Genomic DNA, 15,301 nt, shown 5'->3' on the forward strand with positions numbered 1-15,301 from the left:
GGCCGCGGCACCACCGGCCCCGCCGGCGGTCACGGCTGCTGTCATCGTCGCGGTCCGGTGCGCCCCGATCCGAGTGATGCCACCGGTTTCTGCCGTCGCCGACGTGGTGGACCCTCGGCGGCAGGGTCAGCCGGCGGTGACGCTCAGCGCGGTGTCGTTGAGCCCCAGCACCGATGTGCCGACGGTCTGTGCCGGCACGAGCAGCACGAAGGTCTCCACCCGGGCGACCCGGATCGACTTTCCGCTGACCGCCTTGAGGTGACCGGTGGCGATCAGGTCCGGGCTCTGCGGCTCCAACCGGACGGTGGCCGGACCGCCGGGCACCGGGCGCAGCGTGTCGGTGGCGTGGATCGTCAGAAAGGTGAGCGTGCCGGTCGGCACCGCGACCGCGCAGTCGGACCATTCCGCCCGGTCCATCGTCCGCTGCACCGCGCCGCCGACACCGGCGAGCTGCTGCCCGTAGACCTCCCAACCGCCGGCGAACTGACCGTCGAGCAGCGGGCTCGACACGACGAGGGACCGGTTGCCCGTCGTGGACCCGATGCTGCGGGAGAACACCTCGGCGGCGAGGGCCCGACGGCTGGTCTCGTCCAGGGCGGCGCCGCCCGCGGTGGCTGGCCGGCCGTCGATGCTCCGGGCGACCACCAGCGAAGGTTGGGTGACCTGAACGTTGTGGCTGAGCTTCCACTGGCCGTCGGCACCCAGCACGAACTGGCTGACGTCGGTGGGCGCCAACTCCGAGCCGGTCAGTCGGAGAGTGGCCGTGGCGAGGAAACAGGACGGATCGCCGGGTGGCACCGCGAAGACCGGGTTGATGTGCTGGAAGGACGGTTGCGCTCGCTGGTTGTACGCGGCCCGACGGACTGCGGCGATGCTGAGGTCCAGCGAGGGCGAAACCTCCTGGGCCCGCAGTGCCTCGACGTCACCGGCCACCGAGGCTGCCGAGTCGGCCTGGTCGAAGGCGGTGAGCACGAGCGCCGCCCGGTCCCTACCGAAAGTGGCCGACCCGTGGGGCGCCGGGGTGGCCGCGTCCACCGGTTCGCCGCCACAGCCGGTCAGCATGAGCAGCGCCACCGTGGCGGCGGCGAACGGCATCGCGGGCACCGGCGCGGCGAGGGTACGCGGGCTCCTGACGGATCTTCTGCCCAGCATCTCGTCCTCCATCCACCACCGGTCCACGGGAATCGCGCCCGATGCAGTCGAGTATGTGAGCGGCTGTCGGGCCACGACGGTGGCGGCGCGGCCTCGTGCTGCCCGGTCTGCCGACGTTGCACCGAACGATGTCATCCGGCCTGCATCGCGGTCACCGATCGGTGTCATCGAGCCGAGCGACCCAGGCGGCCAGAGCCGACCGGGAAGCGACACCGGTCTTGCGGTAGAGGCGGGTCAGGTGCGCCTCCACCGTGCGGGGGCTGATGTTCAGCTGCCGCCCGATCAGTCGGCTGGTGGCCCCGGTCGCTGCCAGCCGGGCGATGTGCCACTCCCGGTCGGTCAGGGCAGCGACCTCACGCGGGCCGATCGGACGGGCCAGTCGCAGACCGACCCGTTCCGTCCCGCACCACAAGGCCAGTTCGAGCGCCCGGCGACGGGCCCGCGCCGCCAGGCCGCTCTGGTCCGCGGCTTCGGCCGCCCGGGCCAGGGAGGCCAGGGCGAGGCTGCGCCTCAGCACCATCCCGCCGGCACGGAACAGGTCGGCCGCGGTCTCCAGGTGCGGCAACGCCGCCTGGACCTCGCCGCGGGCGAGCAGCACCTCGCCGTACGCCGACTCGGCGAAGCCCCGCTGCCCGGGCAGACCGACCTGATCCGCCTCGGCCAGTGCCAGTCGCGCCTGCCGCTCGGCCTCGGCCACCTCGCCCGCGGCGAGCGCGGCGGCGCAGAGCAGCTCGTACCACCTGGGCCGCAGCGACGTCTGGAGACGGCTCAGCCGGCTGTCGCCGCCGGCGGAGCGCACCAGGTCGGCACAGGTCGCCGGATCACCCGACAGCAGCGCCGCGGTCGCCAGCGCCGTCGCGGCCGTACGACCGCACCAGGTGGCGAGGTCGGTGGCGATTCCGGCGGCGCTGCGGGCCAGCGCCAACGCCCGGTCGTCGTCCCGGAGGCCACCACGCCACGCCGTCGCCTCCGCCTCGAACGCCAGGGCGAAGCTCAGCAGGTGGTGACTGCCGATGCGCCGGGCGACGATGCCCGCCTCGGTGGCCAGTCCGATGGCGGTGTTCAGCTGCCCGCCGTGGTACGCGACCTGACTGCGACCCAGCAGCAGTTGGCACAGGCCGTCGTCGCGGTGTGAGGCGCGGACGAGCGTCAGCCCTCGGTCGAGGTGCCGCACCGCGTCGGCCTGCCGTTCGAGGTAAAGCTCGCTCAGGCCGAGTGCGGTGAGGCAGTCGGGGTGGTCCCGTACGTCCCGGTCCGGCAGCGAGTCGACGATCCGGGCGCCGGCATCGAGCAGACCCCGGGCGTCGTCCAGTGCGCCGTCGTGTGCGGCGGCCAGACTGCGGACGGCCAGCAGGCTGGCCCGGTCCGCACCGGATCCGCCGAGATCTCCGCCGAGGACGTCGGGCAGCCCGGTCACGGGGCGACCGGCCAGGATGCCGGCGACGCCGATCTCGGTGGCGAGGCGGTAGCCGTCGCCGGGTCCGGCACCGGTTGGCAGGGCGGCCAGCTCCCGCCGGCTGATGGCCGCCGCCTCCGCGTAGTTGCCAAGCAGACGTTCCACCCGCGCCCAGAGTGCTACTGCCTGCGCCCGTCTTCCTTGCGGGTCGGCGGCGAACAGCGGCACGATCTCCTGGAGCAGGGCCCTGCTCTCGGCCAGGTCGCCCGCCTCCCCGGTGATCTCGGCCAGCGCGAGCGACACGTCCTGGCGACGTTGCGTCAGACCGACCGTCGGGCGCAGCGCACGCAACGCCAGCCGCAGCCAGCGGATGGCCAGGTCCGGCGTCTCGCGCCGGACCTCCTGCGCGGCTCGGCAGAGCACGTTGACGCAGCGGTCGGCCCAGCGGGCGTTCGGCAGGGCGAGCAGGCGCTCCGCGTAGCGGGCCCGGTCCGCGGGTGGCGCGCCCAGATCGACCAGCGCGGTGAGCGCCCGCGCGCACGCCTCCACCTGCCACTGCGGGTCGGTGTCCTGAGCGACCGCCATCCGCAGCACCGGGTGCCGGAAGGCGAACCGTCCGGTGCCGGGGACGCGGCGGATCAGGTCGAGCCTGGCCAGCCGCCAGCATTCCTCGACCGCCATTGACGCCGGGACCTGCGCGACCTCGGCGAGCAGGTCCGCGCTGAAAGGCGCATCGACGATCGCCCCGGCCCGCAGACAGGCCAGCTCGACGGGGGGCAGGTCCGTCCACTCGCGGCGCAGCACGGCGACCGCCGCGTCGGACAGCCGGGCACCCTGTGCCTCACGGATCGGGTCCGTGCCTTTGGAGGTTGAGCCGCTCGGCAGCACCGCCAGGTAACCGGGGTTGCCGCCGGTCAGGTCGTACCGGGCGCGCAGCTCCACCTCGTCGACCTGGGGGTGCAGGAGTGCGACCTCAGCGAGGCTGAGAGGTCGGAGCTCGATCCGGTCGTGTGGCGGCGGCTTCGCGTCGGCGTGCTCGTCGGGATCTGGTGGACCGAACGGCATCGGGGTCGCCGTCTGCCGGGGGCGGTAGACGAGCACGAGCAGCACCGGGGCGGGCACCGGATACCGCAGGAGGTGGGCGATCAGGCCGGCGGAGGATGCATCCGCCCAGTGCAGGTCGTCGAGGACCAGCACCAGACCGTCCCGGGCAGCCAGGCCGATCAGCCGGCGGGCCAACTGGTAGGTCCGGAACCGCCGGGCGTCCGACGCCCGTCCCGGAGCCGCTGGCACCGCGATGGTGGACTCCACCCAACTCTCCCCAGTGGACCGCCCGGCACGCAGCCCACGTCGGAGTGACTGCCCCTCCGTGAAGGCGTGTCGAAACACGTGGAAAGGAACTCCTCGCTCATCCGGCGAGCAGGTCCCGACGGCCCAGGGGACGGTGGGGGCGCACCGCTCCAGGGCCTCGTGGACGAACCGGGTCTTGCCGATGCCCGGCTCCCCGACGACCTCGCAGACCATTTGCCAGCCACGGTTCAGCACGGCGGCCTGGGCTCTCCCGATACGTGCCAACTGTGCTCGTCGCCCGACGAAGCGCGGGCTCGACGCGCTTTCCAGCCCAGGTGTCATCACGCAGACCAGACGCCTTCCGGCACACTCAATGGGAATTGATCGCACTATACCGGAGTACCGCCGAATGTCGAACCATGCCGACCCCTATTCAACAAGTGCGAGACGCAGGCTCTTTTCGACATCGCATCACAACCCGCAGAAAGGACCGGTCATCAGAAGCGCGGAATGATGTCCCTGAAACCGAATAAATCGCCCGCATCCTCCGGTGCCTGGCAGCCGACAAGTCCCAGGTCACCGCAGGGCTACAGCCAGGACGCTTAACTGTTCATCGGAGGGCCGCACCAATCTGATATCACCACGATCATGGCCGCCTATACCGAATCACCCGAAGCGGTCATATTTCTACCGTGACCTGCGACCTGGAAGATCTGCGCCACCTGATGAACCATCGGCGACCGCGCCAATTGACTGGGTCCCACGTCGCTGGAATTCGTCACCTGCCGCCAATCGTCAACATGCGAACAGCAAGATGCATCCGCGACAGTGCCCGAGATGGAAAGACCGTAGGCGTCCAGCCTGACGTTCAGGCGGGGTCGTCCGGGTGGGCAAGCCATCGACGGACGGCTGCGAAGTCCGCGTCGGTCAGGCCCTTGTACGGGTCGACGCGGTGCAGCAGCGCACGCGCCGGATGATGAGCCGCGACCCATCGCCGGTCGACGTCGGTCGTCTCGTCGTCGAGCCAGACAAACGGTCGTCCTGCCGCCCACTGCGTCAGATATGCGGTCTTCCAGTGCAGGCCGTGCGCTGGATCCTCATCGTCGTCCGGCCATTCGACGACAGGTAGGGCAGATAGGCCGAGCAGTGGCGAGATGACTTCGTTCGCGTCGGCCATCCACGTCGTCGCCCACACCAACTGGCAGTTCAGAGTCGACAGCCGCTGACCGTCAGCTGGGTCGATCCGGTCGAGCAAGGGGTTGCCCGTGCCTCCTGAGGAACGTGCCACGGCACCCGCGAAGGAGTCCCCACCGCCGACCGACCTGGCCTTGAACGGAATCAGTGGTCCGTCCACATCGAGAAACACCAAGGGCAGGTTGGCAAGACCATGCGTCACGCGCGAACCGTATCGTGCGGGTGACCTTGTGTCGCTCGTCGGGCACAATGTCCCGGGTGAGCGCTCCCGTGCCGCGCCGGGTCGAGGAAAGAACCCTGCGGCTCGACTACGGCCAGTTCTGCCTCTGCGGCAACCCATCGCCCGATGCCGACTATATGACCCTGCTGGAACAGGCGATCAACGGCTCAGGCATCGCGGCAGACGACACGGGGGTCGTCGTCATCTCCCCTCACCAGAACAACTTCGAGATGCCGTTCCGTCTGGAGGTGTGGGACGACCCGCCTCCTGATGATCGCGAGGACTGGGAGGAGGCCCTCGAGGCCAGCCTCCTGGTGGTCGATGACGTGCTCCGGTATTTCAGCCCCACGGACACGGTCGCCACGTTCGAGGTGCCGAGCGGCCGGTACGCCGCACGAATATCGGGTCGGGGGTTCGTCAACCGGGGCTGGCCCGGCTCGACCACCCCCGGCGACAGGTGGCGGGTGCAGCTCTGGTCGCCTGCCGGCGATTTCCCCGCGCGTCGGCTCAAGCAGTGGCGTCAACCTGCCATCTGAGCACTTCGTACGATCCTGGACATGTCTGATCTGCGGCGCTAGGTTGAAACGTCATTGATGAGCATCTTTATGACGCACAGGTACGGGGGCCCGCATGTCCACGTCTGTCACTCGCCGCACCGTCCTGGCCGGTGGTGCCGGTGCCGCCATCGGCCTCGCGCTGCCCGGCACCGCAGCCCATGCCGGTGGCCACCACCCCGCCAGCGTGAGATTCACCCTCGACGCGAGGACCCTTGACGGCGGTGAGCAGGTCACCTCGGTCACCCTGGAGACCGGCCGGCTCGGGCCGATCGACCCCGCCGGGCTCACCCCCGGCACGTTCACCGTCCACGCCAAGGCCACCAGCCCGATCCCGATCGCTCCCGGGGACCAGATCTTCAGCGAGTACGACCTGGACCGCACGGTGACCGCGGCCCGGCTCGACCGGCACGGAAACATCGTGCTGGAGCTGAGCCACGCCGAAGGTCAACTCGGCGGTGGCACCCTCGGCTACATCGTGAGCAGGGGCCGCAACGTCCGGCTGGACCTCGTCTACACCATCAGGCAGAACACCCCACTCGTCCGGCGCCACGGCTCGCCGGTCACCATCACGCGCTTCGTGCAGGGGCGGCTGTCGAACCCCGAGGTGGACGCGTTCAGCCACCACGTCTCCGGCTCGGGCCTGAAGTACCGGTTGTACTCCCCGGAGCGTTCGCCCCGCCACGGTCGTCGCCCGTTGATCCTCTGGCTGCACGGTGGCGGCGAGGGTGCCTCCCTGCCCGACGACTACTACGACAACGAGACCACGCTGCGCGCCAACCGGGGCGCCCTGGGCTTCGCCACTCCGGAGGCTCAACGGATCTTCTCCGGCGCGTACGTCGTCGCTCCGCAGAGCACCTCCTACTGGATGGAGGACGGTCCCCGGTTCGCCCCGTTGATCCGCGAGATCGTCCAGGACCTCGTCCGCCGCAAGCGCGTCGACCCGGACCGGATCTACGTGGCCGGTTGCAGCAACGGCGGCTACATGTCCCTGGAGATGACCGTCGCCTATCCCGACCTGTTCGCCGCGTCGGTGCCGATCTGCGGCGTCATCGAGCCGCTCAGTGGGGAGGGGCCGCCGCTGATCACCGATGAGGAGCTGGCGAAGATCCAGACCCCGACCTGGCTGGTCACCTCGCTCGACGACGACACGGTGCCACCCGAGACCAACACGATCCACGCCCACGACCTCATCCCGGGCTCACTGATCACCCTGTACGACCACGTCGTCTGGAACGACTACCAGTTCCCCGGTCACTGGTCCTGGATCTACGTGGCCCGCAACGACCCGAGCCGCAACGGCACCCACATCTGGCAGTGGATGGCCCGCCGCCGTCGGTGATCCGCCGTCCGGGGTCAAGCGGGCGGCCGCACCGTCGGCTGGAGCGAGCTTGTCCCATCCCTGTGCTCCAATCCCGTCATGCATGTCGTCGTCACAGGCGCACTCATTGAGAACGGCGCGGTCCTGCTGGTACACCGCAGCCCGACCCGCCGGGCATACCCGGATCTCTGGGATCTGCCCGGGGGGCATGTCGACACGGGCGAGTCCGAACTACAAGCGCTCGCGCGCGAGATGCGCGAGGAGCTCGGTGTTCACATCGTGGCGGAGTCCGCTTCACGGTTGGGCGACTGGCATGCCGGCAGTGGCGAGGACGCCGTTCACGTGGGCGTCTGGAAAATTGGAGACTGGGTCGGCTCTCCCACCAACCGCGCACCCGAGGAGCATGACGACATCGCTTGGGTCGGGATCAACGAGCTGGGTGGCCTTCCCCTGGTGTTCGGCGACCTGGCGGCGCTGCTTCGTCCTCTGCCTGAGCCTGACCGGCTGCCGCGTGGGCTCCTATAGTCCCTTGCGTGGACGCCGGGACCGAAGAGTTGAGAGCCGCGCACGACGTCCTCGCCGAGTTCTACGCCGAACGCCTGGCCGACGCTCTGGATCGCCTGCCCGCGGAGCGAGCCGTCCTCGACCTGTTCTGCGACCTGACGCTTGCCGCCGGTCTGGGGACCAGTGTCGGTGACATCGGTTGCGGGACGGGACGCCTTGAGCCCTATCTGGCAACCAGAGGCCTGACACCCTGGGGAGTCGACCTCTCACCCGAGATGATCCGCGTGGCTCGGCGTGACCATGCGACCTTCCGGTTCGATGTTGCCGACCTGCGTGAGCTGCCCTTCGAGGACGCATCGCTGGTAGGTGTGGTCTGCTGGTACTCCCTCATTTTCCTGGCCCCGGCCGATCGACCGGCGGCCTACGGCGAGCTGTGTCGCGTCGTCAAGCCGGGTGGGTATCTGGTGACCGCCTTCAAGGCCGGAGCGAGTCAGGTCCGACGCGCGGGCGGCAGCACCAACCTTGGCGTCGAGTTCGACCTCTACTGGCAGACCCCGCAGGAGATGGAACGAAGCGTCACGGACGCTGGCTTCACGGCCGTGTTCTGGGGCGGCGTGCCCGCCGATGGGCCGGACAGCCCCGCCCAGGGGTATCTGCTCGCCCAGAAAGCCTGATGCCGATCCCCGCCGTGCCGCCGAACCCCTCAACTCGGCAGACCGCACCAGGCCTTGAAGGCAAGGCCCGAACGAACGCATCCCGTTGACAACATCACCCACATCCCAATACGCTTAACACACTGGTTAAGTGAAGGAGCTCACGATGGCTGACACCGATCAGCTCAGCGCGGTGTTCTCGGCGCTCGCCGACCCGACTCGACGGGCAATCGTCGCCGAGTTGGCCGAACGCGACGCCACGGTCACCGAACTCACCGCTCCTCTGTCCATCTCGATGCCAGCGGTGTCACGGCACCTGAAGGTGCTCGAACGCGCCGCGCTCATCTCGCGGTCACGGTCGGGCAAGTGGCGCGCGAGTCACCTCGAAGCTGCCCCGCTGCGCGAGGCAGCCGACTGGATCGAGCGCTACCGGCGGTTCTGGGACTCGTCCCTCACTCGCCTCGATGCCCACCTCGCCGCGGTGCAGGCCGCCGGACCGGCAACGGACCGGATGGCCGACGACCCCAGGGAGCCCGAATGACCACCGAAACTCCGCAGCTCGTCGTCTCTCGCGTGTTCGACGCGCCGCGGGAGCTCGTCTACCGAGCCTTCACCGATCCCGACCATCTGGCGGCGTGGTGGGGCCCGACCGGCAACTCACTGCCGCGCGACGAGATCGAGTTCGACGTACGCCCCGGCGGCTTCCAACGGTGGACGGAGGTCAGTGCCGCCCAACCCGAGCTTCGGGTGCACGTCCACGTCGACCTCACGGACGTCGCCGACGGCGAACTGCTCCAAGGCGTCATGCACGTCGGTGGCCGGCTGCAGGAGGGCATCGAGCCGTTCGAGACGAGACTCCGGGTCGAGTTCCACGACGAGGCGGACGGACGGACGCGACTGGAGATCCGCCAGTGGCTCCCCGAACATCTGGCGCGCCCCAGCGAGGAGGGCTGGCGCCAGGCGTTCACCAAGCTGGACAGCACGCTGACGAAGGCTCAGGCCGTTGCAACAAGTCATCGAGAGGCAGAGGCATGGCAAAGCTGATCTACGTGACGAACGTGTCGCTTGACGGGTACATCGAGGACGAACGCGGCGCGTTTGACTGGTTTCCACTCGGCGACGAGGTGTTCGCGTTCCACACCGACCTCCTGCGATCCGTGGGCACGTTTCTCTACGGGCGAGGCCTGTACGAGACGATGGCCGTCTGGGAGACCGACCCCGCTCTGGCCGCGCAGTCCGACCTCACGGCCGACTTCGCGAACGCCTGGCAGGCAGCGAGCAAGGTCGTCTACTCCACGACCCTCGACGCGGCCTCAACTGCCGACACCCGAATCGAACGCCATTTCGACCCCGCCGCAGTACGCGAACTGAAGGCCACGGCCAGCAGCGATCTCACCGTTGGAGGTGCCAACCTCGCGGCGCAGGCTTTCAAGGCCGGGCTGGTCGACGAGTGCCAGCTGATGATCCTGCCGGTTGTCGTCGGCGGCGGCAAGCCAGGGCTGCCGACCGGCATGCGCACCGACCTTGAGCTCCTCGACGAGCGCCGATTCCCAAACGGGGTCGTACACCTGCGCTACCGCCCTCGCGGGCAGTGAACGACAGCCCAGCGAGGTTGGATGACGGCGGTGGCTCAGTGGCCACGGAACGCCTCCTCCAGCCACCATGAGCCGCGCGCCGCGCTGACCTTGGCGTCGACCACCAGTGGCCGGATGCGGGGACCAGCGAGCCAGTGGCGTACCGGTCCGAGATCGTTGACGGTCCGGACGGTCAACCCGTCGCAGCCGTAGCCACGGGCGATCGCGGCCAGGTCGGTTTCGGGGAAGGTGACCGTCTCCAACGGGTGCCCGTCCGGGCCGAAGTGGTGCACCTCGGCGCCGTACGCCGCGTCGTTGTAGATCACCACGACGAGGGGTGCCGCCAGCCGGACGGCGCTGACCAGTTCGGTCGCGGACATGACGAAGCCACCGTCGCCGACCGCCGCGACGGTGAGCCGGTCCGGCCGGGCGACCGCCGCGCCGAGTGCACTGGCCAGGCCGAGCCCGACCGACTGGAAAGCCTGGGTGAAACAGAACCCGGCCACGTCCGGCACGTCGAGCCACATGGACGGGTAGCCCATGAAGTTGCCCGAGTCGACCACCACCGTCCGGTCGGGCGGGAGCAGGTCGTCCAGGGCTGCCGACAGCGTCCTCGGGTCGATCGTCGCCGGGGTGCCCTGCCGCGCCGGCCCACCCTCGTCTGAGTACGGGACGGTCCGCCACCGGCCGTGGTCGCGAATCCGTTGCGCCAGCTCCGGCGTACGCCAGCCGCCGGGCCCGGCGTCCACGGGCCCCGCGGAGCCCAGTCGACCGAGTGCCGCCTCGGCGACCGCCGACACCTCGCCCGCCACCGTCAGGTCGACCGGGCGGTTCACCCCGAACGCGGCCGGGTCGTGGTCCACCTGGACGACGACGGCGGAGGGCGGGATCAGTTCACCGTGCCGGGTGGTCCACATGTTCAGCGTGCTGCCCCACGCGACGACCAGGTCCGCCGCGCCGATCAACTCGGCGGCGAGTGGGGTGGCGAAGCCGCCGGCCACGTCGATGTACCACGGATTCCCGGCGAACAGGCCCTTCGCCGCGGCGGAGACCGCGAGCAGTGCCCCGCACGCGTCGGCGAGCCGGGTCAGCGGTTCCCGGGCCGCCCGGGCGCCCCGACCCGCGATGAAGACCGGTCGACGTGCGGCCTGGAGCGCGGCCAGCAACGGCTCGACCTGCTGGACGGTGGCCGGGGTGGGCGCGACCGCAGGGACCGGGCCGGACCACGGTTCGGTCACGGTGAGCTGCACCTCCAGCGGGAGGCCCAGCACCACCGTCGCGCCCCGGGCGGCAGCCCGGTACGCCGCGCCCGCGTCCTCGGCCGCGTGTGTCGCGCGTACCCGATGGAAGTCTGCCCCGACCGCGGCGGCGAGCGCCGGCAGGTCGATGAAGAAGTTCGACCGCGGCGCGGTCGCCTCCGGGGCCAGGACCACCATCGGTGTACGGCTCTTCGCGGCCTCGGTGAGGCCGGTCAGCGCATTGGTGACGCCCGGACCCTGGTGCACCGAGAGCAGGCCCACCGTCCCGGAGGTGCGGGCGTACCCGTCCGCCATGCTCGCCGCGCCGCCCTCGTGGGCCGCCGCCACGAACCGGGCACCGGCCGCCACGAGCGCGTTCGTGACATGGAAGTTGCCGCTGCCGACCACCCCGAAGACGTGCCGTGCGCCGTGTTCGTACAGAACCCGGCCGACCACCTCGGCGACCCGCATCGGTGGCCCGCTCCTACCGTTCGACCAGCGCGAGGACCCGGCACGGGCTGCCGGATCCGGAGACGATCGGCAGCGGTCCGGCGATCACCACCGCGCCGGTCGTCGGCAACTGCGCCAGGTTGCGTAGCTGGGTCAGGCCGTACTTCTCCTGGCCGAGCAGGAACGAGTGGCACGGGAACGGCGGGTCGAACGAGTGCGCGGCGCCCGCGTCGGTGCCGACCGTCTCCACCCCGACGCCCTGGATCGGCGACTCCTCGGCCAGCCAGCGGGCGCACTCGACGGAGATGCCCGGGGTACGCCCGGCGTTGGCGTACCGCTCCGGGTCGTCGCCGTACGCGTCCCACCCGGTGCGGTAGAGCAGCCAGCCGCCGGTGGGCAGGGCACCATGTTCCGCCTCCCACGCCTTGACATGCTCGACCTCGAGCAGGAAGTCACTGTTGTCGGCGGCGTCGGCCGCGTGGTCGATCACCACCGCCGGGGCGATCAACTGGCTCACCGGGACCTGCGAGACGTCCGCGCCCTGTTGACCGGAGACCCAGTGCACCGGCGCGTCGAAGTGGGTGCCGGTGTGCTCGCCGGTGGAGAAGTTGTTCCAGTACCAGGCCGGACCACGGTCGTCGTACCGGCTGATCTCGCTGAGCCGGAACGGCCAGGTCTGGCCGAACCGCTCGGGCAGACCCAGGATCGGGGTCTGGTCCGAGAGCGGGGCGGTGAGGTCGACAACCTGGATCCGGCCGCTGGAAAGAGCGGCGACAAACTCCTGCAGCACCGTCATGCGGCGACGGTACACCGCACTCACGATCCACGATGGATGCCCGGACGGGTCACGTGATCTGCTCGGCCAGCGCGACGATGATGCCTGCGGGGCCACGGAGGTAACAGAGCCGGTAGCTGTTCTCCTACCGCACCACTTCGCCGACGAGCTCGGCTCGGTGTGGCCGCAGGCGGTCGAGGATGTCGTCCATGTCCTCGACGGCGAACATGACGCGATGCGCGCCCAGCATGTTCGCCGGCGCCCGCAGGTCACCGTCGGGGCTCGACGGCGTGTGGTACCTGGTCAGCTCGAGCCGTCCGTGGCCGTCCGGGGTGCGCATCACCACGATGTCTGAGCGGACTCCCTCGAGCCCGACGAGGCGATCCACGGCGCTGCCCTCGACTGTCGCCTCGCCTTCGAACTCCAGGCCGAGTGCGACGAAGAACGCCCTGGCAGCCGCGAGGTCGTCGACGACGATGGCGATGTTGTCCATCCGCTGGACCGTCCCCCGCCCAGGTTGGGGGTCCCGCTGGTCGGCGTCTTCCATGAGCCACAGATTACAATTCCGCCATGGACGACCCCACCCGCGGCGTACGGATCAGACGCGGTGGCCCGGCCGACGCACCCGCAGTGCTGACCATGCTCGACTCCGCGGTGGCCTGGATGAATGATCGCGGCAACACCGAGCAGTGGGGCACGACGCCGTTCTCGGAAAAGCCCGAACGGGTCGAGTTGGTCGACCGGTATCTGACCGAGAACCTTCCGTTCATCGCGGAGATGGACGGAACGCCGGCCGCAGCATTGGTGTTGCATTCCGGGCCCGATCCGAAAGCACCGATCGCGCCTGCGGCAGAACCGGAGCGCTACGTCCGTCTCCTGGTTTCCGACCGACGATTCGCCGGCCGGAGCCTGGGGTCGGCCCTGTTGGCACACGCCGTGAAGGAGACCCGACGAGCGGGCGTGCGGTTGCTACGGGTCGATTGCTGGGCGGGCGGCGGTGGCGAGTTGGTGGCGTTCTACGAGCGCCACGGGTTCACCCCCACCCACACCTTCCTGTCTGGGTCCTGGCCGGGTCAGGTGCTGTCCCAGCGGGTCGACTGAACCGCACTTCTTCACCGGAGCCTGGGCGCACACCGGGTCCGGCCCTTACCGCAGGACGGGGACGGGCCCGGCGCGGAGAGCGCTCCTCCGCGCCGGGCCGCAGCACCCCTGTGGGGTCAGCCGACGCAGACGGCGATCCTGCCCGGGCCGGTGCCGGTGCCCTGGAAGCCGAAGGTGGTCGACTGCCGGCCGGCGATGCGTCCGTTGTAGCTCACGTTGGTGAACTGGACGGTGCCGCTGGTGCCGCTGGCCTGCGCGTTCCAGGTGCCGGTGACCGCGGCGCCTGAGGGCAGTTCGACTGTCACCTTCCAGCCGTTGATTTCCGACTTGCCGGCGGTGACAGTCACGGTCGCAGTGAAGCCCCCTGCCCACTGGTTGACCGCCACATCCGCGTAGCAGCCGTCACCGGTCGGCGGCGAGCTGTTCGGCGGAGGGGTGGTCGGCGGGGTGGTCGTCGGCGGAGGGGTGGTCGGCGGAGTGGTGGTCGGAGGAGGGGTCGTCGGTGGCGCGGTGGTGGGCGGGTTGGGCGCGCCGTTGGCCAGGCTGAAGGCCAGGTCGGGCTGGAACGAACCGGCCGTGTAGCGGCAGCCGTCCGCCTCCCCCGGCGGCTTCACCCAGAGGTACGCGTCGATGTTGTTGTCGCCGGTGTTGGTCGTCGGGTACTGCCCGATGCGCCGGTCGGTGTTGTCGTCGCCGCACCAGTCCCCGCTGGCGCCTCCGTTACGGCTGGTGTCGATCACCTGGCGCTTGCCCGAGATGCCCATGCCGTTGAGGGCGGAGATGACGTTCCGGCCGAAGTTCGCCTCGCCGGAGGTGGAGTTGTAGTTCGACACGTTGGTGAAGAAGCCGTCGGCGTACTGCACGCCGGCCGCTCGGAGCCGGTTGGCCGTCTCCCCCGCGCTGTTCCAGGTGGAGTGACCGCCGTCGAGATACACCTTGGCGTTGGGGTTGGCCGACTTGATGGTCCGGGTGGCCGTCGAGATCGCCTCGTTGCGCGCGCTGATCTCGCCGCTGCTCAGGCACGTCAGCAGGGCGAGCGAGTCGGTTTCCAGGATGATGATGACGGTCTGGTTGCCCAGTCCCCTGGCGAAGTTGGACACCCACGTCTGGTACTGGTTGAGGTCAGGCGCCCCACCGGCGCTGGCTCCGCCGCAGTCCCGGTTGGTGATCTCGTACACCGCCAGCACCGGGATCTGCTGCGCCGCGTTGGCGGCGCCGATGTGCTCGGAGACCTCGGACTGCACTGTCGACGGGTTGAAGTTGGCGAACCAGCGGGCCTGCGGCTGGCTCGCGATCTTGTCGCGGATGACGGCGGTACGCGAGTCGCCGGGGTTCGCGGCGACCCAACGGACGACGGCGGAACTCGGGTCGCGGTAGAGCGAGCCGGACAGCGTGCCGGCGGAGGCGCTGCCGACGGTCAGGCAGACGCCCACGACGGTGGCGGCCGCGACGGCCGCCATGCTGATGGCCGCCGATCTGCGGCGAAGCGAGGAGAGGGTAGGCACGACGTGTTGCCTCCTGATCACATAGATGTTTCCACGTTCATGGGAGCGTTCCCAGGACGGTATCGGAGGTGTGCGCCCCTGCCAAGACGTGGAGGCCCGTCGATGAGCAGGACCTCGTCATCCGTCAAGGCGGGACGAATGCACACTGATGTTTGTCGATGTTGCCAGAACGGGCTCAGGCGTGCTGGAATGACTCACATCGCCGCAGCGCGGAGGCAACCGCGCTGGGAACGGCCAGCGCGGGAGCATCGCAGTGCCGGCAGCGCGCCGCTTGACGGACGCTCGCATGCCGCATCGCCGGGCCATCTCCAGGACGACGGGCATCGTGCCGGGCAGGCATCCTCGCCCGCCGTAGGCATTCCTCACTGCGCATC

15 protein-coding genes are annotated in these 15,301 nt (G+C 69.9%); 8 read left to right on the top strand and 7 right to left on the bottom strand.

What is annotated here, in order from left to right; genetic code table 11:
* Positions 1-126 precede the first annotated feature (126 nt).
* From CLT68_RS26660 to CLT68_RS26670, 3 genes are all read right to left on the bottom strand, one after another.
* A complete protein-coding gene (locus tag CLT68_RS26660) occupies positions 127-1,152 on the bottom strand; it encodes a hypothetical protein (RefSeq protein ID WP_143743252.1) in 1,026 nt (341 codons plus the stop codon).
* 151 nt (positions 1,153-1,303) lie between these two features.
* Positions 1,304-4,180, bottom strand: a complete 2,877-nt coding sequence (locus CLT68_RS26665; RefSeq protein WP_099855052.1) for a helix-turn-helix transcriptional regulator — start codon at positions 4,178-4,180, stop codon at positions 1,304-1,306.
* Positions 4,181-4,706: 526 nt separating this feature from the next.
* On the bottom strand, positions 4,707-5,234 hold the full coding sequence (locus CLT68_RS26670; protein ID WP_486482332.1) for an HAD domain-containing protein: 528 nt from the start codon (positions 5,232-5,234) through the stop codon (positions 4,707-4,709).
* A 56-nt stretch (positions 5,235-5,290) separates the two neighbouring features.
* Here CLT68_RS26670 and CLT68_RS26675 point away from each other — a divergent pair, with 56 nt between their 5' ends.
* The 7 genes from CLT68_RS26675 (at position 5,291) to CLT68_RS26705 (ending at position 9,879) form a co-directional block, all read left to right on the top strand.
* Positions 5,291-5,788, top strand: a complete 498-nt coding sequence (locus CLT68_RS26675; protein ID WP_143743253.1) for a hypothetical protein — start codon at positions 5,291-5,293, stop codon at positions 5,786-5,788.
* A gap of 94 nt (positions 5,789-5,882) precedes the next feature.
* The gene (locus CLT68_RS26680) at positions 5,883-7,148 is read left to right on the top strand and encodes a prolyl oligopeptidase family serine peptidase (protein ID WP_099855056.1); all 1,266 of its coding nucleotides are present in this window, start codon (positions 5,883-5,885) and stop codon (positions 7,146-7,148) included.
* 78 nt (positions 7,149-7,226) lie between these two features.
* On the top strand, positions 7,227-7,652 hold the full coding sequence (locus CLT68_RS26685; RefSeq protein ID WP_099855058.1) for an NUDIX domain-containing protein: 426 nt from the start codon (positions 7,227-7,229) through the stop codon (positions 7,650-7,652).
* Between the two features lie 8 nt (positions 7,653-7,660).
* Positions 7,661-8,305 carry a class I SAM-dependent methyltransferase gene (locus CLT68_RS26690; protein WP_099855059.1) on the top strand — a complete coding sequence of 215 codons (645 nt, stop codon included), beginning with the start codon at positions 7,661-7,663 and terminating at the stop codon, positions 8,303-8,305.
* A gap of 145 nt (positions 8,306-8,450) precedes the next feature.
* A complete protein-coding gene (locus tag CLT68_RS26695) occupies positions 8,451-8,825 on the top strand; it encodes a metalloregulator ArsR/SmtB family transcription factor (RefSeq protein ID WP_099857686.1) in 375 nt (124 codons plus the stop codon).
* A complete protein-coding gene (locus CLT68_RS26700; protein WP_099855061.1) occupies positions 8,822-9,328 on the top strand; it encodes an SRPBCC family protein in 507 nt (168 codons plus the stop codon). Before CLT68_RS26695 ends, CLT68_RS26700 begins: the two co-directional genes overlap by 4 nt.
* Positions 9,316-9,879 (top strand): dihydrofolate reductase family protein, encoded by a 564-nt coding sequence (locus CLT68_RS26705; RefSeq protein WP_099855063.1) that lies wholly within the window; start codon positions 9,316-9,318, stop codon positions 9,877-9,879. The genes CLT68_RS26700 and CLT68_RS26705 overlap by 13 nt, the downstream gene beginning before the upstream one ends.
* A gap of 35 nt (positions 9,880-9,914) precedes the next feature.
* Here CLT68_RS26705 and CLT68_RS26710 read toward each other — a convergent pair whose 3' ends face one another.
* The 3 genes from CLT68_RS26710 to CLT68_RS26720 form a co-directional block, all read right to left on the bottom strand.
* A complete protein-coding gene (locus CLT68_RS26710) occupies positions 9,915-11,567 on the bottom strand; it encodes a thiamine pyrophosphate-binding protein (RefSeq protein ID WP_099855065.1) in 1,653 nt (550 codons plus the stop codon).
* Between the two features lie 13 nt (positions 11,568-11,580).
* Positions 11,581-12,342: a cyclase family protein gene (locus CLT68_RS26715; protein ID WP_099855067.1), complete on the bottom strand. Its 762-nt coding sequence runs from the start codon at positions 12,340-12,342 to the stop codon at positions 11,581-11,583.
* A gap of 124 nt (positions 12,343-12,466) precedes the next feature.
* Positions 12,467-12,868, bottom strand: a complete 402-nt coding sequence (locus CLT68_RS26720) for a VOC family protein (RefSeq protein ID WP_486482333.1) — start codon at positions 12,866-12,868, stop codon at positions 12,467-12,469.
* Between the two features lie 23 nt (positions 12,869-12,891).
* Here CLT68_RS26720 and CLT68_RS26725 point away from each other — a divergent pair, with 23 nt between their 5' ends.
* Positions 12,892-13,422, top strand: coding sequence for a GNAT family N-acetyltransferase (locus tag CLT68_RS26725; protein ID WP_099855069.1), 531 nt, complete (start codon positions 12,892-12,894; stop codon positions 13,420-13,422).
* Positions 13,423-13,538: 116 nt separating this feature from the next.
* Here CLT68_RS26725 and CLT68_RS26730 read toward each other — a convergent pair whose 3' ends face one another.
* Complete coding sequence (locus CLT68_RS26730) at positions 13,539-14,882, bottom strand: glycoside hydrolase family 6 protein (protein ID WP_099855072.1); 1,344 nt, start codon at positions 14,880-14,882, stop codon at positions 13,539-13,541.
* Positions 14,883-15,301 lie beyond the last annotated feature (419 nt).

This window comes from Micromonospora sp. CNZ299 (assembly GCF_002754415.1).

Excerpts from the sequence above, each read along its gene's own strand:
- CLT68_RS26660 (WP_143743252.1), bottom strand. The coding sequence starts at position 1,152 with ATGCTGGGCAGAAGATCCGTCAGGAGCCCGCGTACCCTCGCCGCGCCG.
- CLT68_RS26665 (WP_099855052.1), bottom strand. The coding sequence starts at position 4,180 with ATGACACCTGGGCTGGAAAGCGCGTCGAGCCCGCGCTTCGTCGGGCGA.
- CLT68_RS26680 (WP_099855056.1), top strand. The coding sequence starts at position 5,883 with ATGTCCACGTCTGTCACTCGCCGCACCGTCCTGGCCGGTGGTGCCGGT.
- CLT68_RS26685 (WP_099855058.1), top strand. The coding sequence starts at position 7,227 with ATGCATGTCGTCGTCACAGGCGCACTCATTGAGAACGGCGCGGTCCTG.
- CLT68_RS26695 (WP_099857686.1), top strand. The coding sequence starts at position 8,451 with ATGGCTGACACCGATCAGCTCAGCGCGGTGTTCTCGGCGCTCGCCGAC.
- CLT68_RS26700 (WP_099855061.1), top strand. The coding sequence starts at position 8,822 with ATGACCACCGAAACTCCGCAGCTCGTCGTCTCTCGCGTGTTCGACGCG.
- CLT68_RS26705 (WP_099855063.1), top strand. The coding sequence starts at position 9,316 with ATGGCAAAGCTGATCTACGTGACGAACGTGTCGCTTGACGGGTACATC.
- CLT68_RS26710 (WP_099855065.1), bottom strand. The coding sequence starts at position 11,567 with ATGCGGGTCGCCGAGGTGGTCGGCCGGGTTCTGTACGAACACGGCGCA.
- CLT68_RS26715 (WP_099855067.1), bottom strand. The coding sequence starts at position 12,342 with ATGACGGTGCTGCAGGAGTTTGTCGCCGCTCTTTCCAGCGGCCGGATC.
- CLT68_RS26720 (WP_486482333.1), bottom strand. The coding sequence starts at position 12,868 with ATGGAAGACGCCGACCAGCGGGACCCCCAACCTGGGCGGGGGACGGTC.
- CLT68_RS26725 (WP_099855069.1), top strand. The coding sequence starts at position 12,892 with ATGGACGACCCCACCCGCGGCGTACGGATCAGACGCGGTGGCCCGGCC.
- CLT68_RS26730 (WP_099855072.1), bottom strand. The coding sequence starts at position 14,882 with ATGGCGGCCGTCGCGGCCGCCACCGTCGTGGGCGTCTGCCTGACCGTC.